The sequence below is a fragment of the Flexivirga alba genome (assembly GCF_042661025.1).
GTDB lineage: Bacteria > Actinomycetota > Actinomycetes > Actinomycetales > Dermatophilaceae > Flexivirga > Flexivirga alba.
The window spans coordinates 356,332-378,141 of sequence record NZ_JBHSWH010000001.1 but is presented as its reverse complement, the minus strand read 5'-3'; the positions used below and the strand labels follow the sequence as shown (position 1 = coordinate 378,141).

Annotated in this window: 21 protein-coding genes; 4 read left to right on the top strand and 17 right to left on the bottom strand. The window is 66.9% G+C overall.

Going from position 1 to position 21,810, the window contains the following annotated elements:
* The first annotated feature begins 55 nt into the window (after positions 1-55).
* Positions 56-253: a helix-turn-helix domain-containing protein gene (locus ACFQDH_RS01815; protein ID WP_382397909.1), complete on the top strand. Its 198-nt coding sequence runs from the start codon at positions 56-58 to the stop codon at positions 251-253.
* On the top strand, positions 250-888 hold the full coding sequence (locus tag ACFQDH_RS01810) for a hypothetical protein (protein WP_382397907.1): 639 nt from the start codon (positions 250-252) through the stop codon (positions 886-888). Before ACFQDH_RS01815 ends, ACFQDH_RS01810 begins: the two co-directional genes overlap by 4 nt.
* A gap of 213 nt (positions 889-1,101) precedes the next feature.
* Here the strand turns inward: ACFQDH_RS01810 and ACFQDH_RS01805 are convergent, their stop codons facing one another.
* The 3 genes from ACFQDH_RS01805 to ACFQDH_RS01795 all read right to left on the bottom strand — a co-directional run bounded on the left by ACFQDH_RS01805 (position 1,102) and on the right by ACFQDH_RS01795 (position 3,301).
* Positions 1,102-1,392: a hypothetical protein gene (locus ACFQDH_RS01805; protein ID WP_382397905.1), complete on the bottom strand. Its 291-nt coding sequence runs from the start codon at positions 1,390-1,392 to the stop codon at positions 1,102-1,104.
* Between the two features lie 8 nt (positions 1,393-1,400).
* The gene (locus ACFQDH_RS01800; RefSeq protein WP_382404793.1) at positions 1,401-1,985 is read right to left on the bottom strand and encodes a helicase-associated domain-containing protein; all 585 of its coding nucleotides are present in this window, start codon (positions 1,983-1,985) and stop codon (positions 1,401-1,403) included.
* A gap of 341 nt (positions 1,986-2,326) precedes the next feature.
* The gene (locus ACFQDH_RS01795) at positions 2,327-3,301 is read right to left on the bottom strand and encodes a hypothetical protein (protein ID WP_382397903.1); all 975 of its coding nucleotides are present in this window, start codon (positions 3,299-3,301) and stop codon (positions 2,327-2,329) included.
* 140 nt (positions 3,302-3,441) lie between these two features.
* Between ACFQDH_RS01795 and ACFQDH_RS01790 the strand changes: the two genes are divergently transcribed.
* Entirely contained in the window at positions 3,442-5,079 is a 1,638-nt protein-coding gene (locus tag ACFQDH_RS01790; RefSeq protein WP_382397901.1) for an AMP-binding protein, read from the top strand.
* Positions 5,072-6,001, top strand: a complete 930-nt coding sequence (locus ACFQDH_RS01785; protein ID WP_382397899.1) for an aldose 1-epimerase family protein — start codon at positions 5,072-5,074, stop codon at positions 5,999-6,001. The genes ACFQDH_RS01790 and ACFQDH_RS01785 overlap by 8 nt, the downstream gene beginning before the upstream one ends.
* A 52-nt stretch (positions 6,002-6,053) precedes the next feature.
* On the opposite strand, the gene ACFQDH_RS01780 is transcribed toward ACFQDH_RS01785, so the two are convergent.
* The 14 genes from ACFQDH_RS01780 to ACFQDH_RS01715 form a co-directional block, all read right to left on the bottom strand.
* On the bottom strand, positions 6,054-6,821 hold the full coding sequence (locus ACFQDH_RS01780; protein ID WP_382397897.1) for a 3-hydroxybutyrate dehydrogenase: 768 nt from the start codon (positions 6,819-6,821) through the stop codon (positions 6,054-6,056).
* The gene (locus ACFQDH_RS01775) at positions 6,814-7,521 is read right to left on the bottom strand and encodes an ABC transporter ATP-binding protein (RefSeq protein WP_382397895.1); all 708 of its coding nucleotides are present in this window, start codon (positions 7,519-7,521) and stop codon (positions 6,814-6,816) included. Before ACFQDH_RS01775 ends, ACFQDH_RS01780 begins: the two co-directional genes overlap by 8 nt.
* Complete coding sequence (locus ACFQDH_RS01770; protein ID WP_382397893.1) at positions 7,518-8,270, bottom strand: ABC transporter ATP-binding protein; 753 nt, start codon at positions 8,268-8,270, stop codon at positions 7,518-7,520. Before ACFQDH_RS01770 ends, ACFQDH_RS01775 begins: the two co-directional genes overlap by 4 nt.
* The gene (locus ACFQDH_RS01765; RefSeq protein ID WP_382397891.1) at positions 8,263-9,312 is read right to left on the bottom strand and encodes a branched-chain amino acid ABC transporter permease; all 1,050 of its coding nucleotides are present in this window, start codon (positions 9,310-9,312) and stop codon (positions 8,263-8,265) included. Before ACFQDH_RS01765 ends, ACFQDH_RS01770 begins: the two co-directional genes overlap by 8 nt.
* Positions 9,309-10,178: a branched-chain amino acid ABC transporter permease gene (locus ACFQDH_RS01760; RefSeq protein ID WP_382397889.1), complete on the bottom strand. Its 870-nt coding sequence runs from the start codon at positions 10,176-10,178 to the stop codon at positions 9,309-9,311. Before ACFQDH_RS01760 ends, ACFQDH_RS01765 begins: the two co-directional genes overlap by 4 nt.
* 38 nt (positions 10,179-10,216) lie before the next feature.
* Positions 10,217-11,446, bottom strand: coding sequence for an ABC transporter substrate-binding protein (locus ACFQDH_RS01755; protein WP_382397887.1), 1,230 nt, complete (start codon positions 11,444-11,446; stop codon positions 10,217-10,219).
* A gap of 23 nt (positions 11,447-11,469) precedes the next feature.
* Positions 11,470-12,885 (bottom strand): PucR family transcriptional regulator, encoded by a 1,416-nt coding sequence (locus ACFQDH_RS01750; protein ID WP_382397885.1) that lies wholly within the window; start codon positions 12,883-12,885, stop codon positions 11,470-11,472.
* 253 nt (positions 12,886-13,138) lie between these two features.
* Entirely contained in the window at positions 13,139-14,890 is a 1,752-nt protein-coding gene (gene menD, locus ACFQDH_RS01745; RefSeq protein ID WP_382397883.1) for a 2-succinyl-5-enolpyruvyl-6-hydroxy-3-cyclohexene-1-carboxylic-acid synthase, read from the bottom strand.
* A gap of 26 nt (positions 14,891-14,916) precedes the next feature.
* Entirely contained in the window at positions 14,917-16,245 is a 1,329-nt protein-coding gene (locus tag ACFQDH_RS01740) for an MFS transporter (RefSeq protein ID WP_382397881.1), read from the bottom strand.
* 33 nt (positions 16,246-16,278) lie between these two features.
* Positions 16,279-16,755, bottom strand: coding sequence for a flavodoxin family protein (locus tag ACFQDH_RS01735; RefSeq protein ID WP_382397879.1), 477 nt, complete (start codon positions 16,753-16,755; stop codon positions 16,279-16,281).
* Positions 16,752-18,101 (bottom strand): malto-oligosyltrehalose trehalohydrolase, encoded by a 1,350-nt coding sequence (gene treZ / locus ACFQDH_RS01730; RefSeq protein WP_382404792.1) that lies wholly within the window; start codon positions 18,099-18,101, stop codon positions 16,752-16,754. Before treZ ends, ACFQDH_RS01735 begins: the two co-directional genes overlap by 4 nt.
* A complete protein-coding gene (locus ACFQDH_RS01725) occupies positions 18,086-18,466 on the bottom strand; it encodes a hypothetical protein (protein WP_382397877.1) in 381 nt (126 codons plus the stop codon). Before ACFQDH_RS01725 ends, treZ begins: the two co-directional genes overlap by 16 nt.
* A complete protein-coding gene (gene treY, locus ACFQDH_RS01720) occupies positions 18,463-20,871 on the bottom strand; it encodes a malto-oligosyltrehalose synthase (protein WP_382397875.1) in 2,409 nt (802 codons plus the stop codon). Before treY ends, ACFQDH_RS01725 begins: the two co-directional genes overlap by 4 nt.
* Before the next feature lie 114 nt (positions 20,872-20,985).
* Entirely contained in the window at positions 20,986-21,759 is a 774-nt protein-coding gene (locus tag ACFQDH_RS01715) for an NAD(P)H-dependent oxidoreductase (protein WP_382397873.1), read from the bottom strand.
* Between the last annotated feature and the right edge of the window lie 51 nt (positions 21,760-21,810).

Sequence of the window (21,810 nt, the reverse complement as noted above, 5' to 3'; positions counted from 1 at the left end):
GTCAAGAAATGGCAATAGTTTGGTCAATTACGCGAGCGGCCCGATGATGGACGGCATGTCACCTGACCTCGAGGACATCTGCCGCGTCTTGCGAGATCTGGGCCTCACGTCATACGAAGCCAAGGCGTATGCCGTTCTGGTGCAACGCAATACGTCGACCGCGGTCGAGCTCGCACGGGGGCCCGGATCCCTCGACAGCGCATCTATGACGTCGTCGACGGCCTGGTGCAGCGAGGGCTGGCGCGACCGGTGAGCGGGGAGGTGGTGTCGTTCGCTGCCACCGATCCCCGGGTCGCGATCTCCGGGTTGGTGGCCGAGCACCGGCAGCGGTTCAGCGCTCTGACCGTGCACGCCGACAACGTCTCCGAGGAGCTCTCAGGGCTCTGGAACAGCGGCCAGCAGGAGCAGGCGCCGTTGGCCTTCGTGGAGTTCCTACGTGACCCGGCGAGCCTCGGCACCCGGTTCCTGGAGCTGCAGCGGCGCGCGACCGACTCGATGCTGCTGTTCACCCGCAAGCCGTACGTCGTCGACAACAACGAACCCGGCTTGGACGCGACCCGGCGGATCGCCGAGTCGGGCGGTGATGTGCGCTGTTGCTACGAGAAGGAAGTCCTGGATTCGACCGAATCTGTCGAGACGCTCAAGGAATTCGCCGCAGCGGGCGAGCAGGGCCGCATCGTCGACAGGGTGCCGATGAAGCTGTGCCTGGTCAACGGAACGCATGCGCTGTTCTCGCTGACCGATCCGGTCGCCGGTGGCCTGACCGCTACGAACGTGCTGGTCGAGCACCCAGACCTCGCGGCGTCGTTGACCTACGCCTTCGAAGCGCTGTGGGACTCCGGTCGCCCGGTGCTCGAAGTCGCGCGCGAGGCCGGCTTCGACGTCTGAGGAGAACGCTGGTCGAGTGCCGGGGGCGGCGCATTGAGGAGTTCGTGAGGCACGAGCGAGCGTCTCGAAATGAGCGAAGCGGAGGAGGCGTATCGAGACCGAGTGCGCAATTCACCTGGTCTCGATACGCGGCTCGTACACTTCGATACGTTCGTTCGTCCCTCGCGAACTACTCAGCACGACGCCTCGCCGCTACTCGACCCGCTTGGGTCGCTATGCCGGGGCTACGCCGGTGATGCGGTGGATCGAGAAGGTGCGCGACTCGGAGCCGTCGCTTACGACGCCGGTGACCCGGCCGCCGTCGGCCCGGCGGGGCTGGAAGAGCGTCCGGTGCAGCGCACCGTCGATGTCGGAGTAGCCGATCCACACGCTCGACCGGTCTGCAGCCGCGTCCTGAAGCATCGCCAGAGTCACGGTGGGGTCGGTCGAGGGGATGCGTGGCCCAGAGTTGTTCGCGGCACGACCGGCGGACGCCTGCTCGCCGCGGCGGGCGTGCGCGATCACCTGCTCAATCACCTCATCGGTGACGGCATCGAGCCGTGGCGGCTGATTGATGCGTGGGGCCGGAGCGCGTGTGCGCTCACTTCCGACATGCACGACGTGCCCGTCCTGTCCCTCGGCAACCGGCGAATACCCGTGCTGGCGCAGCATTTCCAGCACCGTGGCCGGGTGCGCGGGGAAATCACGACGGTGGGCGCGATCTTTCGCAGTTGCAGAGCCGACAGGTTCCGGTCGCCGCTCATCGCGTCGAGCATGGCCGTGTCGTCGTTGCGTAGATAGCAGCCGGCCGTGCCGACCCGGGTCTGGCCGTGCCGCCTGGCGACATCCGAGATCAGGTATTCCAGCGGCTGGGGCAACGGCGTCGGACTGGCGACGTTGAGCTGTTCGATCAGCTCGGTCGCCGACCTGCCGGTATCCAAGGCTCGCCGGATGCTCTTGTCCGTGAATCGGTAAACCGTTGCGCCACCACGGGATTCGACATCGGCGGCCGCCTGCATCAGCGCATGCAGCTCGTCGGTCAACGGGCCGGGAGCCACGGCCGTGAGGTCGGCCTGCAGCAACAAGTGGTCGACCGGTGCCGGTAGGGCGGTGGTCATCGCCGCTGCGGCATCCTGCCCGGCGAGGAGCGCACGGCCCGGTGTCGACAGCACGCCACGGCCGGTCACTCCGAGCCAGGCCGCCTCGCGCAGCACCTCGCCGGCCCGAGTTGGCGCACCGGCGGGCAGCCTCAGCGGCCGCTGCCAGTGCAGCATTGCCTCGACGTATTCCGTTGGCACTGCGGTCGATTGGTCGACATCCGCCATGACCGTCAGAACATCTTGTCGCCGGGATCGCATCATCGGCCAGTCCACTTCGGTGCTCAGCACGTTGATCGTGCCCTGACCGGTGGACGTGCCGGCGAGCGACGGGGCGCGGGAGCTGTCCAGCCACGCGGAAGCTATCGCGGCCCAGCGCGCCGCGGTGTCCGAGTCGGCCCAGTCGTCATACGCCGTAGTTGGCAGCCAACTGGGTTCGAAGTCGCCGTCATTGGCGATGAGGCGGGCGGCATACGCGATCTCGATGACGAACGCTGCCCGCTCGAGATCGGCATCGAGCGCCGTCGCCGCGGCGCGGTGGTCGCGGACACTGAGTCCACCGGATCGCAGCACCCGCGGCGGGCTCCGGTCCCAGAGGCGTACCAGGGCGTCGACCCGCCAGAGGATGTCGAGGGCAGCTCCGGCGGCATCCGCGTCGACGTCGTGCGCGACGAGCCGCTGGGTAGGTGGTGCCGGAGGGTGATGCCGTCCGCGTAGAGCCGGCCGCCGCGCAGCGCGAGGCCCACCTCGCGCGGGATCACGCCGCCGTCTTCGGTGCGGACCACCAGCCCGGCGGTCACCAGCTCGTCCAGCACACCAGTCGCCGACGCCCCCTCGAAACTGGCACGTGGGTGCCGCCACATCAGCCGATCGATCGCGGATCGCGCTGCGGCACTGAGCTTTTCGTATGCCGCGGGGGCTTCCGCGCTGCGGTCGGTCGCGCCGAGATCACGCGCGGTCGGACCGAGCCGGGCGGGGTTGCTGAGGATCTCCGAGACCGCCCGCGACGCGCGGTAACCCTCCGGGCTGCGCCAGAGCAGGCCGCGGTCCCACAAGAAGCGGCAGGACGCCTGAACAGCGCGTTTTGTGGTCGACAGGAGCTTCGGTGCCGCATCGGCGCCATCGACGAGAACCGCTTCAAGCACCCGCAGGTGGTCCGCCGACAGACTGTCCAGGGCACGCTGCGCGCTGCCTCTGGTGGCCGCACGGGCAGCGAGCGAGGTCAGGTCCGCCGGCGCCGGGCGGGTCAGGTCGGGGCGCGCAGCCAACAACACGCGCAGCTGCTCGTCGCTGCGCGCGCGCATGTCGTCTGCGAAGCTACGGGCGGATTTCGGCACCGGCCCAGGATATGCCGCCGCCAGAGCCGACTCTGCAACACCGCAACCGGGTTCGGAGTCGATTGCGCAACACCTCGTCACCGCACAGAGCGCTGACCTAATGTGAGAGACGTCACGATGCCAGCCCGCAGGAGGTCCCGATGCCCGTTGCAAGCCACCCGTCATACGCCAGTGGCACCTCCGAGGTGCCACTGCTCGGTGACACGATCGGCGACAACCTGCGCCGCACCGCCGAGCGTTTCGCCGACCGGGACGCGATGGTCGACCTGCCGAGCGGTCGCCGCTGGACGTATGCCGAGTTCGACGCCGCTGTTGACGAGGTTGCACGCGGCCTGATGGCCGCAGGCATCGACAAGGGTGACCGGGTCGGCATCTGGTCGCCGAACTGCCCCGAGTGGACGCTGGTGCAATACGCCACCGCCCGTATCGGGGCGCTCATGGTCTGTGTCAACCCGGCATACCGCTCGCACGAGCTGTCGTACGTCCTGAAGCAGTCCGGCATGCGGATGATCGTCAGCGCGCAGACCCACAAGACGTCTGACTACCGATCGATGGTCGAGCAGGTCCGCGATGAGTGTCGGGAGCTGCAGCAGGTGGTCTACATCGGTGACCCGTCCTGGGACGACCTGGTCGCCGGTGCGACTCGCGTCACGACCGACGAGCTGGTGCGTCGCTCCGACGGGCTCTCCACCGACAACCCGATCAACATCCAATACACTTCGGGGACAACGGGATTCCCCAAGGGCGCGACCCTTTCGCACCACAACATCCTCAACAACGGCTACTTCGTCGGCGAGTTGATCAACTACACGGAGCATGACCGCATCTGTCTTCCGGTGCCTTTCTACCACTGCTTCGGGATGGTGATGGGCAATCTCGCAGCGACCTCGCACGGCGCGTGCATGGTGATCCCGGCGCCGTCCTTCGAGGCCGAGGCGACGCTGAAAGCCGTTGAAGCAGAACGCTGCACGTCACTGTATGGCGTCCCCACGATGTTCATCGCCGAGCTGGCGCTGATAGACAAGGGCGAGCAGACCTTCGACCTCAGCAGCCTGCGCACGGGCATCATGGCCGGCTCACCGTGCCCGGTCGAGGTGATGAAGCGAGTGATCGCGGAGATGAACATGAGCGAGGTCGCGATCTCCTACGGCATGACCGAGACCTCGCCGGTGTCGACGATGACGCGAACCGACGACACCCTCGCCCGGCGCACCGAGACGACAGGTCGTGTCATGCCGCACTTGGAGGTCAAGATCGTCGACCCCGCAACAGGTTTGACGGTTCCGCAAGGCGGGACCGGGGAGCTTTGCACGCGCGGTTACAGCGTGATGCTGGGATACTGGGAGCAACCGGAGAAGACCGCCGAGGCGATCGACAGCGCGCGTTGGATGCACACGGGTGACCTGGCGATCATGGACGATGCCGGCTACGTCAACGTCGTGGGGCGCATGAAGGACCTGGTCATCCGCGGCGGCGAGAACATCTACCCGCGCGAGGTCGAGGAGTTCCTCTACACGCACCCGAAGATCGCCGACGTGCAGGTGATCGGTGTGCCGGACGAGAAGTATGGCGAGGAACTCATGGCCTGGATCGTGATGCGTTCGGGGGAGGACCCGCTGGACGCCGGCGCCATACAGGAGTTCTGCAAGGGTCGGCTCGCGCACTACAAGATCCCGCGCTACGTGCACGTCACCGAGGCCTTCCCGATGACGGTGACCGGCAAGATCCGCAAGGTGGAGATGCGGGAAGCTGCGCGTAAGATCCTCGGCAATGACTGAGACAGAACAGATTTCACCGTCCGGGCAGCAGTGGGAGATCAGCCACGGCGACCAGCGGCTCACCGTCGTCGGAGTCGGCGGTGGCATACGTTCGTATGACGCAAACGGACGTCCCGTGCTTTTCGGCTACCCACCGGATGCCAAGGCGGACGCCGGCCGCGGCCAGCTGCTCATGCCGTGGCCGAACCGCATCGCCGACGGTCGCTACACCTTCGACGGTGCCACGCAGCAGTTGCCGCTGACCGAGCCGGCGCGACTCAACGCGTCGCACGGGCTGGTCCGCTGGGAGCAGTGGTCGCTCGTCGAGCGGACGGATTCGACTGTGACTGTTGGCTTTCGGCTGATGCCCAGCCCGGGGTGGGGCGCCATACTCGACCTGCGCGTTCGTTACGAGGTCGGCGACGACGGCCTGACTGTGACGCCGAGTGCGACGAATGTCGGGTCGACGCGTGCGCCGTTCGGCTTCGGTGCACACCCCTACCTGACCGTCGGTGAGGAGACGGTCGACGAGTTGACGCTGACGCTGCCGGCCATCGACTACCTGACGGTCGACGACCGCCTGCTGCCGACCGGGACGAAGCCGGTGGACGGCACCGACTACGACTTCCGCGAGCCGCAGGCAATCGGAAACACCGTGCTGGACACAGCTTTCACCGGGCTCGGTGCGGACGAGGATGGCCGCTGGCGGATCACTCTGGGCAACGGCGAACGCAGCACCACACTCTGGGCGGAGGCCGAACACTTCGGTTACACACAGGTTTTCACCGGCGACTCACTGCCGGCAGGGCGTGCGCGTCGCACCGGCGTCGCGGTCGAGCCGATGAGCTGCCCGGCCGGAGCCTTCGCCACCGGTGAGGCGCTCGTCGTCCTGGAGCCCGGTGACACCTGGTCGGCGTCCTGGGGCATCACCCACGAGGGATAGCGGGGGAGACCGCCCCAAAGCACCGACGGCCGTGCCGTTGGGGCGCCGGTCGTCAGTGCGCGAGCCAGCCCGCGTCAAGGGTGAGCGCTGAACCGCTCATCGACCACGCACCGTCCCGACACACATAGCGGACGGCCTCGGCGACCTCCTCGGGTTCGATGAGCCGGCGTACGGCGTTCGACGAGAGCATGACCCGCTCGAGCACCTCGGACTCGGTCACCCCGTGCGCCCGAGCCTGGTCGGCAATCTGCCTCTCCACCAGCGGTGTCCGAACATAGCTCGGACAGATGGCGTGGGTCGTGACGTCCGGGCAGCGGCCTCCCGCCTCGAGCGCCAGCGTCTTGGTGAAGCCGACCAGCGCATGTTTGCACGCGACGTAACAACTCTTGTACGGCGACGCCACCAGGCCGTGCGCAGAGGCCACGTTGATCACCCGGCCCCAACCGCGTTCATACATGCCCGGCAGGCACAGCTTGGTGAGCAGGTATGGCGCCGTCAGCATGATCGCCACCATGGTGTTCCACTCGTCCTCGGGAAACTCCTCCACCGGGTGGACCCGTTGGATGCCGGCATTGTTGACGAGGATGTCGACGTCGTTTACCCGTTCGACGAGCTGGTGGATCTGCTCCGGAAGGCCCAGGTCGCACGCCTCGATCCGGATCTCTGGGTGACTCGCGGCCAGGCCCGCCAATGGTGGGCCGGTGAGGTCGACCGCAATCACCGAGCAGCCGTCGTGCGCGAGTCGTTGCGCCACGGCCAGCCCGATGCCCGAGGCGGCGCCGGTGACAACGGCCCGCTTGCCCTGCAACGTGTCAGACACCGGCGGACACGCCCAAGTAACGCTGGATCTCCGCGCTCTCGCGCAGCTGTGCCGCCGGTGCCTCGTGCCGGACGAGGCCCTTCTCGATGATGTAGCCGCGGTCGGCGTATTTCAGTGCGAACAAAGCGTTCTGCTCGGTTATCAGCACGGTGATGCGCTCCTCCTTCAGAATGGCGAGCCACCGGCCGAGGTCCGACACGATGGCGGGCGAGAGGCCCTCGGTCGGCTCGTCCAGCAGCAGGATCCTGGGTGCGCTGAGCAACGCCCGGCCGAGCTTCAGCATCTGCTGCTCACCACCGGAGAGGTGCCCGGCACGACGGTCGCTGAGTTCGTTGAGTTTGGGGAACGTCGTCAGCACCCGGTCGAGGGACCAGCCCTTCGGGTCGTTGCCGCGCGTAGCGAGCGCGAGGTTCTGTCGGACCGTGAGTGACGCGTAGGCCCGGCGACCGCTCGGCACGAAGGCGATCCCGCGCCGCGCGATCCGGTGGGCAGGCAGACCGCTGATGTCGGTGCCGTCCCACTCGACGCGACCGCGGCGGGCAGGTGTCAGCCCGACGATGCTGCGCATCGTCGTTGTCTTGCCCGCCCCGTTGCGACCGAGCAGTGCGACTGTCTCGCCGTCCTCCACCTCCAGTGAGATTCCTTGCAGCACATGGCTTCTCCCGTAGTAGGTGTGTATGTCGTGCACGGACAGCGTCATGCTTCGCTCCCGAGGTAGATGGCCATCACTTCGTCATTCGCCCGGACATCGGCCGCAGGGCCGTCGGCGATGACCCGTCCCTGATGCATGACGGTCACCTCGTCGGAGATCCCGAACACGGTGTCCATGTCGTGTTCCGAGAGGATGACGGTCAGCCCCATGTCGCGCGACAGCCCTTGGACCAGGGACACCATTCGCCGTGACTCGAAGGGCGACATACCTGCGGTCGGCTCGTCGAGCAGCAACAGGCGTGGCCGCATCGCCAGGGCGAGTGCGACCTCCAGGGCGCGCTGATCGCCGTGCGACAGCGTCTGCGACTCGACGTCGGCGAGATCGGATAGGCCCACTCGATCGATCACCTCCATCGCCTCGTCCGTCAGGCGCGAGTGGAACCAGCTGAACATGTCGCGAGTGCGGTGATGTCTGCTGACCAGCGCGGCACGGACCGACTCCAGCACGCTCATCCGGGGGAAGATGTTCGTGGTCTGGAAGGCTTGCGCCAAGCCGAGTCGCGCGACGACGTCGGGCCGCTTGCCGCCGATCTGGTCGCCGTCGAACACCAGCGTGCCCGACGTCGGCCGCAGGATGCCGGTCAGCAACCGGAAGAGCGTCGTCTTGCCGGCGCCGTTCGGCCCGATCACTGAGTGGATCGTGCCCTCGGTGACCGTTAGGTCGACGCCGTCGACCGCCCGGAACGCGCCGAAGCTGCGCACGAGGCCCGATGCGACCAGCAGATCCCTGTCAGTCATCGGAGTCACTTCCCTTCGACCCGAACGACTTTCGCCACTCGGACCACTTGACCTTGGTGAGCGATCCGAGAATGCCGTCGGGCCAGAACATGACGATCAGCAACAGCACGCCGCCCAGCACCAGCTGCCAGTCGCTGACATAGCGGACGAGTTCGTCGTGACCGAACTGGTAGATGAACGCCCCGAGCGCGGGGCCGAGGAACGTGCCCATGCCACCGATCACCGCCATGAAGATCGGTGAGCCTGAACTGGTCCAGTCCAGCAGCTCCGGGTAGGCGGACTGGCTGTAGACAACGAACATGGCGCCCGCAAGACCGCAGAAGAATCCCGACACGACGAATGCCATCAGTTGGTGCCAGTAGACGTTCACACCCAGCGCCTGAGCGCGCTCGCGGTTCTCTCGGATCGACCGCAGCACCAATCCGAAGGGCGACCGGGTCACCTTCCACATCAGCAGCAGGCTGATCACGGTCACCGTCAGTAGGAAGAGGTAGCCGTTGATCGGGATGGTCAGCCTGCTCGGGATGAACGGCCCGAAGACACCGTTGGCGCCCTGGGTGAAGTTGTACCTCGATTCGGCCAACTGGTAGGCGAGCTCGGAGAACGCCAGTGTCGAGAGGGCGAAGTAGAGCTTGCGGGCCCGCAACGCCACTAGCCCGACGGGTATGGCGACGAGCGCGCTGACCACCGGGGCGAGGAAGAACGTCAGCCAGAAGGACAGGTGCCAGTGCAGCCAGCCCAACCCGACCGTGTACGCGCCGATTCCGTAGAACACCGCCTGTCCGAAGCTGACCAGACCACCTTGCCCGAGAAGGAGGTTGGTGGCGGTGGCGAAGACCACCAGGGCCAGCACCTCTTCGAGTGTCGTGAGTGTGTTGCCACCGACGACGAAACCGAGCACGACCATGAAGATTGTCAGGACGACCGGTATCGCGATGTTGCGCAGCAGTTGCGGACGAGCCTTGGTCGCAACGGATTCGGAGCTCACGGGGGCCTTCTCCTCGGGTGGCGCGGTGGATGTCGGCGTGCCGTTGCTGCTCATCGCTCGGCCTCCCCGAACAGGCCCCACGGGCGAACGGCGAGGACAAGGATCATCAGGGCGTAGATGAACGTGGATGCCCAGCTCGGCGTCCACACGGCGCCCAGCGTCTCCACGATGCCGATCACCACGGATCCCACTGCGGCTCCGACGATGGACCCCAGGCCGCCGATGACCGCGACGATGAATGCCGCGACGATGATCTCGGCGTCCATCCCCGGCTGCACCGCCTGCTGCGGAGCGATCACGACGCCGCTCAGCCCGGCGAGCAGGGCGCCGAGCGCGAAGACCCCGGTGAGGATCAGCGGAACGTTCGTGCCCGACGACGCAAGCACCTCCGGGTCGTCGACGACGGCCCGGATGCGCCAGCCCAACCGGGTCCGGCTCATCAGCGCCCAGAGGCCGACGGCCACCAGGACGGCGACGCCGATCACGAACAGGTTGTAGGCCGGGACTGCGGCGCCGCCGACCTGGAAGCGTCCGCTGAGTTCGTTCGGTGGCTTGATGCTGCGAACATCCTTGCCCCACAAGCGAAGTGCGACATCCGCGAAGATGAGTAACAGAGCGAATGTTGCCAGCAGCTGGGTGAGATGCTCGCGCCGGTAGAGCCGGCGCAGGACCAGCACTTCCACGAGCACCCCCATCACCGCGACGGCAAGTGGACACACCACAAGAGCCACCCAGAAGCCGGCACCCGCCAGGTGGGTGGTCAGGGTCGTGGCGAAGTAGGCGCCATACATGTAGAAGCTGCCGTGCGCGATGTTGATCAGCCGCAGTGCGCCGAAGACGAGTGTGAGCCCGGCGGCGACCATGAAGAGGGTGCCTGCGGTCGTCAGGATGCCGATCAGGTTGGTGATGATCGATGACATCGGTCAGGATGCTCCTTCGGCAACGTCGTGACGAGGGTTCACTTCTGCAGCGCCTTCGCCTCGTCACAGCTGAGCGAGATGTCCTTGAACGGTGCCTTGAACACGTCGTCGTAGAGGTGCACCCCGCCGTACTTCGGGTTCGCCGTCTTGCTGATCGTGCCGACATACTCGGGCACCTCGGCCTGGTGGTCGCACGCGCGGATCTTCATGTCGCCGATGATCGTTGGCACCGTCGCACCGGGAATGGCCTTGATGACCTTGTCGGAATCGAAGCTGTTCGCCTTCTTCACGCCGTAGGCCCACTCCTGCGCGGAGGCGTATGCCAGGATCGCCCACTCCGTCGGATACTTCTTGTACTTCGCCTGGTAGGCCTTGACGAAGGTCGACATCGCGGGGTTGTCGATCGCCCAGAACGCAGCGCGATCGAAACCGATGGCACCCGCGGGTGCGGAGCTGCCGAGCGCATCGAGCGGCGCATAGGCGTACATCGCAATCACCTTGGTGTCCTTGAAGAATCCGAACTGTTCGGCCTGCTTGGTGAACGCGACGAGGTCACCGCCGTATTGCGCGTTGAACACGTATTGCGGGTGGGAGGAGACCAACGCGGAAAGGTAGGAGCTGATGTTGCTCGCACCCAACGGCGGGAACTCCTGCTTGACCAGTTTGTAGTTGACGTGCAGCTTCTGCAGCGCCTGCAGGAAGCCGTCGACGGTGTCGTGCCCGAAGCTGTAGTCGGGAGCGAACGTCGCGATGGTGATCTGTTTGTCGCCGACCTTCTTGGCGAGATAGTCCGCAACGGCGCGTGGCTCCATCGTCGTACTCGGCACGTTCTGGAAGGCGTATGGCGTGAAGGTCTTGGTCATCAGGCTGACGTCGTTGGAGGTGTGGAAGAAGATCGGCACCTTGTACTGCTCAGCCACTTGCTGCTCGGCAGACGCGACCGCGCTCGAGACCGGGCCGAAAAGTGCGACTGCCTTGTTCTTGGTGATCATCGACCGCGCGTTGGCGGCACCGGTCGCCGGCTGCGTGCTGTCGTCGGCGCTGACGACCTTGACCTTCTTGCCGAGGAGGCCGCCCTTGGCGTTGATGTCGGCGACCGCCATCTGCAGGCCCTGCAGACCGGTCTGCCCGAGGTTGGCGATGGAGCCGCTGAGGGAGGTCGACTCTCCGACCGTGACAGTCCCACCGCCCCCACTGCCACCGGAGCCACCGGCTCCGCCGCTGCTCGCGCACGCGGCGAGGGGTCCGACGAACAGTGTTGTGGCCATCGCGATAGTGAGGTTCTTGCGGATCATGATCTGTGCCTTGTCTTGTTGGCGGGTTGCGGGACGTGCGGGATCGCCGCTCGGCAGAAGGAGTTCGGCAGCGGTTGGTGCGCGGGTGTGGTGGGGAGCAGTGGCCAACTGGGCGTTGGATGCACCGCACTAGGGGAGGTGTCGTGCTCCTCGGCGAGGATCTGTTGGAGCCGTATGGCGAGCAGCAGATTGCCCGCTTGCCGCCCGTCCTCGAGCTGCACGGGACATGACCCGCGTATCTCTCCGAGGCGGTACTTGACAGTGCTCACGTGCACCGACAGCGCATCGGCAATCTCGCGTTGCCGGCCGTTGTGCACGAGGTAGGCCTCCAGGGTCGGCAACATCCATGTTCGATGAGTGAGCAGCCCGAACGGTTCGAGCACTGCCGCCGTGAAGCGTCTGGCCCGCTCCGGCTGTCGCAGCATCTCGACGAGGGGTGCCAGCTCGAGGTAGTCGTAGACCCGGCGTGGCGACGTGTCTGCCGCGCGTCCGACCCGGATGGCGTCGATGGCCTCGACGTAGCTGCTGCGCGAGTCCCGTCCACTGCAAGCACTTCCGCCCAACCCGGCGGTCAGTGAATCATCTTGCGAGACAATGTGTTCCAGTTGCTCGCGTAGCGTGTTTCGGTGCACGACCGAAGTCATCGGGACGGCGGCGACCACACTTGTATGTCGCACGGTCCACAGCATCGCGCCAGCGGAGCGCTCCAAGAGGTGACCCAGCTGTTCGAGCCGGGGCAGGCTGCGATCGGTGGATACTTCCACAACGGCGAGCACGTGGGGCCGGGACAGCTCGGAATGTCGGTTCTCGGACTCACCGCTGCTGGTGAGGATCGCGTTGAGCAGAGCCGACCGGCGATATTCGCGCTGCTGGGCGACGCGGTGAGCTTCTTCGAGATAGCAGGATTCGACCTGGGTGCACAGCAGATCGCTGTAGTCCAACACCCATGCCGTCACGCGATCAGCGGACTTGCGCAGGCTCGAGGACGACCGCCAGTCCGGGCTCTCGGTCATCTGGGTCCACATCGACCGGACCCCTAGCCGGTAGGCGCGCAGCAGCGCGCTCAGGTCCATCCCCTGTGCTGCGCGGCGACGGGCGCCGTCCTGGATCAGATCCATCAAGTCCGGGTCGGCCGGGCTTCCGGTGCGCAGCATGCGCAGCCAGCAGCGGACGAGGGCCGACGAGACCGAGTGAACGTCGGCCAGCAGGCCCTCGTCCGTGATCGTCGCGTACTGCGGGATCTCGCGAACGTATCCGACCACCATGACGCCGGCGATCTCGTCGCTGCTCTGCTCGAGGTGCCCGGCGATCGCCACCAGAGCACGTCGGGCCGCCGGGGACAGCGTGGCGTAGGTGTCGATCATCCGACCGAGCGCCGGTTGTGGCTCCGGATAGGAGTGCGCGGCTGTCACGGATGACCCTTTCTGTGTGATGTGAATCACGTCTCAGTCAACGTCCCAGGTCAGGTGGTTCAAATCAAGCCGCCAGGGCGGCGAAAACTGGGCTCAAACTTGTCTCAAACGGACAACTGCATGACTCAACGGACTATCCGCCCACCAGACAACAAGAGTGCCGGGATGACACGAAGTTCACGGCTCTGGAGCCGGTGTTCCGTGTCATCCCGACACTGTTCTGAGGCTCTCGGCGCGTCGGTGTGCGCGTTCCTCAGGTGTTCGACACCGGCGCGAGGGCGGCTGCTGCGGCGGCGCCGAGCTCGGCCCGGAACTCCCGCTGGCCGTCGCGCGAGATGCGCACCTCGCAAACACGAATTCCCTTGCCCGGCTTGGAGATCCGCTCTGCAAGCACGTCGGAATCACCGACATACTCGTGCTCGATGCCGTGTGCGGCGCACAGCTCGCTGATATTGGTGTCGGTCGGGGTGGCGAAGATCCGCTCGTAGGGCCCGGAGAGTGAGTCACGGCCCGGCTCGAGGGTGCCGAAGATGCCGCCGCCGTTGTCGTTCATGACGACGATCGTCAGGTCCGGGCGGGCCTCGTGCGGGCCGATCAGCAGGGCGTTCGTGTCGTGCAGGAAGGTCAGGTCGCCGACCAGCGCGACAGCGGGGTGCGGTGCCCGGGCGAGGGCGAACCCGATCGCTGACGACACGACACCGTCGATGCCGGCGAGCCCGCGGTTGCCGACCGCTACGACGCCGTGCGTGATCTCGCGGGGGTCACGGGCGAGGTCGACGTCGCGCGCGGTGTTGGACGATCCGATGTACATGCCGGAGTCGGCCGGCAGGTTGTGCACGACCGTGCGCGCGACGGCCGGCCCGCTCGGCCAGCTGGACTCGATCAGCGGCACGGCCGCCGCAGCCACGACCTGTCCCGCGGTGCGCCACTGCGACGCCCAGGCGCGATCGACACAGGAGGCGACGGCCTGGTGGCTGCGCTCGATGTCGTCCCAGTCATGCACCCGGCGCACGACGTGACCCGGGTCGGCCCACGACGTGAGGGGCGTGACCGCCTCGACGGTGACGGCCGGATTGCTCAGCAGCCGAGCGACTTCGCGGTCGAGCGTGACGCGTCCGCCGATGAGCACCCGCTCGGGCAGGTGGTCCTCGACCCATTCGTGTGCGCGCAGCAGCAGCGGCCCGTTGGGGGTGACGCGGCCGCGGCGGTAGGCGCCGAACGGCTCGGCCATGATCGGCCAGCCGGCTGCGTCGGCGAGCTCGGCCAGCTCGGAGGAGTGGTGCGCAGCGGGTAGGTCACCCAACAGCACGAGGGTCCGCGGGACCGGTGCGATGCCGGATCCAGTCACGGCTCCGCGACCGTGCGAGTCGGGTTGGCGCAGGCTGAGCCAGGCTTCGCCGTGCGGCCGGCCGGTCAGGCTCTCGGGCCAGTCGGCGCCGGTGTCGTCGAGTTGGTCCGGCACGAGCGGGTCGCGTAGCGGCACGTTCAGATGCACTGGGCCGGGGTCGCCGGAAGGATAACCACGCGACTCTGCGACCGCGCGTCCGATCACCGATCGCCAGATCGCCTGCTGGCCGGATCGCCGCTCGGGAGTGCCGAATTCGTGGAACCACCTGGTCGACCCGGCGAAGAACTTCACCTGGTCGGTGGTCTGGTTGGCGCCGGTGCCGCGCAGTTCTTGCGGGCGATCGGCGGTCAGCAGGATCATCGGGACGTAGCCGTGCGAGGCCTCGAGCACGGCCGGGTAGAGGTTCGCGACGGCCGTGCCGCTGGTGGTGATGACCGGGACCGGCATACGGGATGCCTTGGCCAGGCCGAGCGCGAGGTATGCCGCGGACCGCTCGTCCACCCGCACGTGCAGGCGCAGGCGTCCGGCTCGCTCGGCCGCCTCTGCGGCATACGCGAGAGGCGCGGAACGCGACCCGGGTGCGAGGACAACTTCGCGCACACCCTGGCGGATGAGCTCGTCCAGCAGCACGGTTGCGATGGCAGCGGAGGGATTCACCGAACCATCTTCCCGCACCGCCGGCGTCAGCCGACGGTCGCTGCCGCCTCCTCGGGCGCCGGCCGGTCTCGTGCGAGGACATCGGCAGGCACTTCTCGCACCAAGAACGCCTCCGCCGCCCGGACGGCCGGATGCATCCCGGCCGTGGCCAGCACGACGATCGCCGCGATGACCAGCCACCCGGGACCGTGCCAACTGAGCGCGAGGAAGGTGTATGCCGCAGGCGCCCATCGACCCCCGAGCGTGGCGAACACCTCCTGGACTCCACCGTATTCACCACGTCGACGCGGGTCCATCAGCTCGGCCTGGAAGGCCCAACTGCTCGCCGAGAAGGCGAGCTCGGCGCCGGTCACGGTGACGTGACCGAGCCAGACGAGCGTGACGGTGAGCAGCCCCGAGGTGCTGTGCGTGCCCATCGTGATCAGGCAGGAGAGCACGAAGAATGCGCCGGAGATGCGCACGGCCTTGAGTGCGTCCTGCAGGGTGTGTATGCCGCGAGTCGTGTATGCCGGCAGGAAGATGCACATCACGGTGTTGGTGCCGAAGAGCCACGCCAGCAGCCAGTGCGGCGAGTCCGTGGCTTCGACCAGCCACAGCGGAATGACCACGTTGAGCAGCACCTGGTTGGTCCACATCGTGCCGCTGCAGAAGCTGACGCCCATCCAGCCGAAGTTGCGCAGCGGGCCCTTGCCGGGGATCGGCACAGGTTTGACCTTGCGGTCCCGCTTTGCGGCGCGTTCGTCGTGCGAGGCCCGCGGCAACCGAGCGATCCAGAAGGCGTTGAGCAGCCCAATTGCCAATGTCACCAACGGCATCCAGCGCAGCACGGTGAGGTTGTCGAAGGCGAGCGCGATGCCGCCGATGATCGCACCGAGGGTGAAGCCGACGTTGAGCGCGGAATACATGTAGGCCTGCGTGCGGACCCGCTCCTGCTCCGGCATCACATCCAGGATGTAAGCGTTGCGGCCGGCGCCGGCGGCGTTCTCGATGATCTCGAAGACCACCACCATCAGCAGGTATGCCGAGAAGCCGGTCATGAACGGCCACAGCCCGAACATCAGCGCCGCGAGCAACGCACCGGCGGACCACATCCGCTTCGGGCCGAGGACGTCGACCACCCGACCGGCCGGGTAGGCGACCAGGAACGACACCACGCCGGCGATGGTCAGGCCGAGTCCGACCTGGGCCGCGGACAGCCCGACGACCTGGGTGAAGAAGACCGCGCTGCCGGTCAGGAAGGTGCCCTCGGCAGTCGCGAAAAGCAAGGACTGCAGCGACAACCGACGCGACAGGGGCGTCGGCGGAATCAGCTGGCCGAGTCCCGTCGTGAGGCGGGCGAACGTCGGTTTTGGCACGTCGGACAGTCGACCACGACGCACCGACACGCGTCACCCGATTTTCGGGCCGCCCTCCGCGACGACTGCGGCGAGGGTGGCGCCGAGTTCGGTGAGCGCCTCGCGCTGCTCGTCGGACTCGACGCGCAGGATCTCGACCGGCTCGGCCGCGAGGCGCCACTCGAGCCCGGTCGTGATGGATTCCAGCGACCGCCGCGCACCGGTGGTGTCCGAGCGGCCGTGGATCCAGAACGAGAAGGGCCGGCGCGACACCTTGCCGCGGGTGTCGTCATACGTGGAGTCGAAGGCGTGCTTCATCGCGCCCGACATGTAGCCGAAGTTGGCGGGGGTGCCCAGCAGGTAGCCGTCGGCGGCCAGGAAGTCATCGATCGTCACCGACAGCGCTTCGACGACGTGTATGTCGACCTCGGGCAGGTCCTCGTGCCGAGTGCCGGCCAGCACCGAGTCCAGCAGGGACCGCAGTCGCGGCGTCGGGGAATGATGCAGGACCAGCAGGCGCGGTGCACTCACCGGGACGTCTTCAGGATCGCGACCGATTCGGCACCGACGGTCACCGGTTCAGTGTCACCACCGCGGACTGCGCCGAAGGCGAGCACCACGTGCCCCGGCATCGCCGCGTCGTACGAGCCGAGGTTGACCAGCACGACGTAATCGCCGCGGTGGACCCGGATAGTGGCGCCGTTGCGGAAGAACTGTGGTGCGTCGGCGAAGGTGAAGGCCGGGACCTCGCGTCGGAGGCGGATCAGCGCGGCATACCAGTCGAACAGCTCGGCGTGCTGACCCTTGGCCACCTCGGACCAATCGAGCGTCGAGTCTCTGAGCGTCGAAACCGACTGGGGATCAGGGACATTCACCGACCAACCATGGGCGGAGAACTCTCGGGCGCGTCCATCGGAGACTGCCTTCGCCAGCTCCGGCTCCTGGTGATCGGTGAAGTATTGCCACGGCGTCGACGCGCCCCACTCCTCGCCCATGAAGAGCATCGGGGTGTAGGGGCTGGTGAGCAGCAGCGCGGCCGCGCCGGCGAGACGTCCGGGACTGATCAGCTGCGAAAGGCGTTCCCCGGTCGCGCGATTGCCGACCTGGTCATGCGTCTGCAGCGACGCCACGTAACGCCACGGCGGAGTGCGGTCGAGGTCGACGGGTCGACCGTGATGTCTGCCGCGGAAGCTGGACCACGTGCCGTCGTGGAAGAACGGCGTGTGCATGACCTTCTCCAGCGCTGCCGGATCGGCGAAATCCGCGTAATAGCCTTGGGTTTCGCCGGTCAGGGCGACGTGCAATGCGTGATGTATGTCGTCCGCCCACTGACCCGTCAGGCCGAGGCCGGCACCGGAGTCGTCGCGCGGGACCACCGTGCGCGGGTCGTTTCGGTCCGACTCGGCGACGAGCGTCAACGGCCGGCCGAGTTCGGCCGACAGGTCGTCGACGTGATGGGCGAGCTCTTCCAGGAAGTGCACAGCCCGTCCGTCGTGCAACTCGTGCACCGCGTCCAGTCGCAGGCCGTCGAAATGGAAGTCCCGCAACCACATTCGCGCGTTGTCGAGGAAGTAGCGACGCACCTCGTCACTGCCTGCGCCGTCCAGGTTGATGGCACTGCCCCAGGGCGTGGCGTAGTGGTCGGTGAAATACGGCGCGAACTGCGGCAGGTAGTTGCCGCTCGGTCCGAGATGGTTGTAGACGACATCGAGCAGGACTCCGAGACCGCGCTGGTGGCACGCGTCGACGAACCGCTGGCAGGCGGCAGCACCGCCATACACCTCATGCACGGCGTATGGCGCCACCCCGTCGTAGCCCCACCCACGCTCGCCTGGGAAGGCGGCGATCGGCATGATCTCGATCAGTGAAACACCCAGTGCGGCAAGGTGATCCAGCTTCCCGATGGCGGCATCGAAGGTGCCCCCGGAGTGAAAGTGCCGATGTGCAGCTCGTAGATCACCGAGCCGTCGAGCTGCCGTCCCGCCCAATCCTCATCGTGCCACTCGTGTGCGCGCAGGTCGACCACTGCCGAGCGTGCGTGCGGACCGTCGGGTTGAGCGAGTGACCGTGGATCGGGGCGCTCATCACCACCGTCGATGCGGAACGCGTAACGGTCGCCCGGAGCGGCCTCGGTGGTTAGGTGCCACCAGTCTCCGTCGCGCATCATCGGCAGACTGCGGTCGTCGAGCGCGAGCTCGATGCTGTTGCGGGCCAACGGTGCCCATACCGAGAATCCGGTCACGACAGCCTCTCCAGCAGGGCCACCGGCCAGCCGTCGAGCAACTCGGCGACCTCGACCTTGCCCTCGCTGGTCAGGGTGGCATCGGAGATGTGATCGTGCCACTCGCCGCGCTGCAGCTCGACGGTTGCGTTCTTCCAGCCGCCGGACCGTTCGAGCACTGACGGTGCCCTCGTGGCGAGCGTCATGAAGGTCTCCCGGCCGTTGCGACCGATCGCGCCGGACAAGCGGCTGGGGGACACCGATCGGCTGAACCCGAGGAGGTGGTCCGAGGTGGAGACCGCTGGCAGGTATGACGATTCGCTGCCGAAGACGCGAGGGTGATCGCGTCGGACGTGCAGGGCAGTCGTGACCAGGTGCAGCTTCTCGGCGTCCAAGCCGGTGCCCTCCTCGGCGGTCAGCAGCTCCGCGCGTCGCTCGAAGTCGACCGGACGCCGGTTGTCCGGATCGACGAGTGAGAGGTCGACCAGCTCGGTGCCCTGATAGGTGTCCGGGATGCCCGGCATGGTCAGCTGCAGCAACTTTGCACCGAGGGTGATCGCACGAATCGCGTTGGTGTTGGCGGCAACTGCCGCATCGAGTGCTTCTCGGACCGGACCGTCTGCAGCGATGCTGCGTGCGAAGTCGATGACCCGCCGCTCATAGTCGGCGTTGACGTCGAGCCAGGACGTCTGCAGCGCGGCTTCACGCAAAGCCTTCTGCAGGTAGGTGGTGAGCCGTTCGTCGGGCATCTCCCCGGTGCCGAGCAGGGTCTGCCACACGAAGTGGGCGGTGCGTCCGTCGACCCGGGCGCGCTTCGCAGCCTTGCGGGTGGCATCCGAAATCACTTGCCACGCTTTCGGGTCCCCGCTGACGGCGATGAGCCGGGCACGCACGTCCTCACTGCGTTTGGTGTCGTGCGTCGACAGCGTCGTCATGGTGCCCGCTCGGGCTCCCCGATGCTGCTTCGCCCAGTCGTGGAACTCGTTGGGCGTGGACTGTGCGACGAGGTGCGGGTCGCTGCCGACTTCGTTCATGGCGATGAATTCGCCCCAGCGGTAGAACGTCGTGTCCTCGATGCTCTTGGCCATCACCGGGCCCCACGTCTGCTGCAGTCGCACGCCGAAGTCGATAGCCGTGGGCCGGTCGTCGGTGAGCAGCGCGAGCGGTAACAGGGCGTCGAGCTCTTGCTGCAGGTCCGGGCGTGCTTCGAGTGCGCGCTCGTGAGCAGCTTGCAACTGCTGCTGCTCGTGCTCCGTGGGCTTGTGCGCCGGACGGACATAGACGCGGTAAACGTCACTGGCGACGAGCAATTCGACGACTGCGGCCCGCAGATTGTCGGTCGGGAGGTCGGGGAGTGCTTCCCGCGCTCTCCGGGTCAGTCGCTCCACCTCGGGCTGCAGCGACCGTGCGATGACCTGGCGCTTGGCGACCTCGACCGCGTGTGCGTAGTCGGGATCGCCACCGGTCGCGGCCCACGTCGAGGCCAACGTGCTTGCCGGCATTGGGTCGGTCAATGCGGACTGTATGACGCGCAGCGCGTCATACCCCGTGGTGCCGGAGCACTTCCAGGATCGCGGGAGTGACTCGTCGGGCTCAAGGATCTTCTCTACCCAGACCGGGGTTCCTCGGGCTGCCTTGTCGCGCAGTCGGTTCAGGTACCCGATCGGGTCGGCGAGGCCGTCCGGGTGGTCGATGCGGAAGGCGTCGATCAGGCCGTTGTCGTTCAACTCCAGCAGCAGTGCATGCGAAGCGTCGAAGACCTCCGGCTCCTCCACGCGTATGGCGATGAGCGTGTCGACCTCGAAGAACCGTCGGTAGTTGAGAACGCTGTCCGACTCGCGCCAGTGCGCGAGCCGATAGTGCTGGCGGGCAAGGAGTTCCGCGACATCGTCGGTGCCGTCCGTGCCGAGCGCAAGCGGCCACGAATGGTCGAAGTAGCGCAACACCGGCTCGTCACCGGACCGGTCGAGAGTGATCTCGCCATCGGCCAGCACCTCGTCCAACGGTTTGCCGAGGCACGGCAGCCCGATTCGACCGCCGCCGGCCTTCCAGTCGATGTCGAACCACGAAGCAGTGCTCGCGTCGCGGCCGTCCCGAAGCAGTTCCCACAGTTGGGAATTCAGTGACTCGGGCGCCGGGATCGCCATGTGGTTGGGGACGACGTCGACGACGATGCCGAGCCCGCGGCTGTGCGCGGCAGTGACCAGCTCGTCGAACGCCGCACGGCCACCGAGCTCCTCGCTGATCCGTGAGTGGTCGACGACGTCATACCCATGCATCGAGCCGGGCGCCGCCTGCAGGATCGGCGACAGATAGAGGTGGGAGACACCCAGCGTCGCCAGGTAGTCCAGTTGGGTGGCAGCGTCGGCGAAGGTGAACCCCGCGTGCAGCTGCAGCCGGTAGGTGCTGGTGACGTCACGAGCCATGGCACCCATCATGCCTGGGTGCGTTGTCCCCGCGGTGGTGCCTCCCGCCGTCATGGTGGCCGAGGAGCCGGAGGAGCGCAGCGGGGGAGGCGTCTCGAGGTCCGACCAGCCGGACTACGAAGCGCGGTCGGACTGCAGGTGTATCGCCAGGTCCGTTCGCCCGGTCGCGTGCTGCTCGCGCAGTTGCCGGTCGGAGTCGTAGTCCTCGAGCATCCGCCGGTAGGGGATCGGGTCTTCGGTGTCGAGCGATGCCAGGCGCCGCCGGACCTGATCGCGGGCGTCTTCGATGCCGGGCCAGGTAGGCGTGTCGACGCCGAGGATGGCCAGCGACTCCAGCGGCGCGATGCCGGTGTACCAGAGGATGCCGTGGGTGATCGGGAAGAGCAGATCGTGGATGTTGCCGTTGAGGCCGCGCTCGCCGAAGGCCGACTCCCGGTCGCCGGTCGTGGTGATCACGAGCCCGCGTTTCCCGGCGAAGGCGCCGTCGCCATACTTGCGCGAATTGCCTGCGGCGTCGTGCAGTCCATAGGCGAAGCCCTGCGTGAAGACGCGGTCGAACCACCCCTTCATGACGGCCGGCATGCCCGCCCACCACAGGGGGAAGATCAGCACGATCAGGTCGGCGCGCTCGACGAAGCGCTGGTGTTGCCCGACGAGCGAGTCGATGGTCCCCTCGCAGCGGGCGTCGACCGCGTGGTCGCCCACCGGCCGGTCGAACTCCGCGATGCCGTAGTCCGTTGGTCGAACCACCGCGTCCCATTGCAAATCATTGAGATTCAGCACGTCGACGGCATGCTCTTGCCCACGCAGCGCGGCGCTCGCGGTGCGGGTGAGGTCGTCGGTCAGCGACTGCGCGGACGGAGCCGCAGAGATGAGTAGTGCTCGCATACGAAGAACGCTACGAGCATGGTGCGAGTTTGGGTAGTACGGTCATTCGTG

Bases quoted from the DNA above. Each gene is read 5' to 3' on its own strand.
- ACFQDH_RS01760 (WP_382397889.1), bottom strand. From the start codon at position 10,178: ATGTCATCGATCATCACCAACCTGATCGGCATCCTGACGACCGCAGGC.
- ACFQDH_RS01770 (WP_382397893.1), bottom strand. From the start codon at position 8,270: ATGACTGACAGGGATCTGCTGGTCGCATCGGGCCTCGTGCGCAGCTTC.
- ACFQDH_RS01790 (WP_382397901.1), top strand. From the start codon at position 3,442: ATGCCCGTTGCAAGCCACCCGTCATACGCCAGTGGCACCTCCGAGGTG.
- ACFQDH_RS01775 (WP_382397895.1), bottom strand. From the start codon at position 7,521: ATGACGCTGTCCGTGCACGACATACACACCTACTACGGGAGAAGCCAT.
- treY (WP_382397875.1), bottom strand. From the start codon at position 20,871: ATGGCTCGTGACGTCACCAGCACCTACCGGCTGCAGCTGCACGCGGGG.
- ACFQDH_RS01765 (WP_382397891.1), bottom strand. From the start codon at position 9,312: ATGAGCAGCAACGGCACGCCGACATCCACCGCGCCACCCGAGGAGAAG.
- ACFQDH_RS01815 (WP_382397909.1), top strand. From the start codon at position 56: ATGTCACCTGACCTCGAGGACATCTGCCGCGTCTTGCGAGATCTGGGC.
- ACFQDH_RS01785 (WP_382397899.1), top strand. From the start codon at position 5,072: ATGACTGAGACAGAACAGATTTCACCGTCCGGGCAGCAGTGGGAGATC.
- ACFQDH_RS01800 (WP_382404793.1), bottom strand. From the start codon at position 1,985: ATGACCACCGCCCTACCGGCACCGGTCGACCACTTGTTGCTGCAGGCC.
- ACFQDH_RS01755 (WP_382397887.1), bottom strand. From the start codon at position 11,446: ATGGCCACAACACTGTTCGTCGGACCCCTCGCCGCGTGCGCGAGCAGC.
- ACFQDH_RS01715 (WP_382397873.1), bottom strand. From the start codon at position 21,759: ATGCGAGCACTACTCATCTCTGCGGCTCCGTCCGCGCAGTCGCTGACC.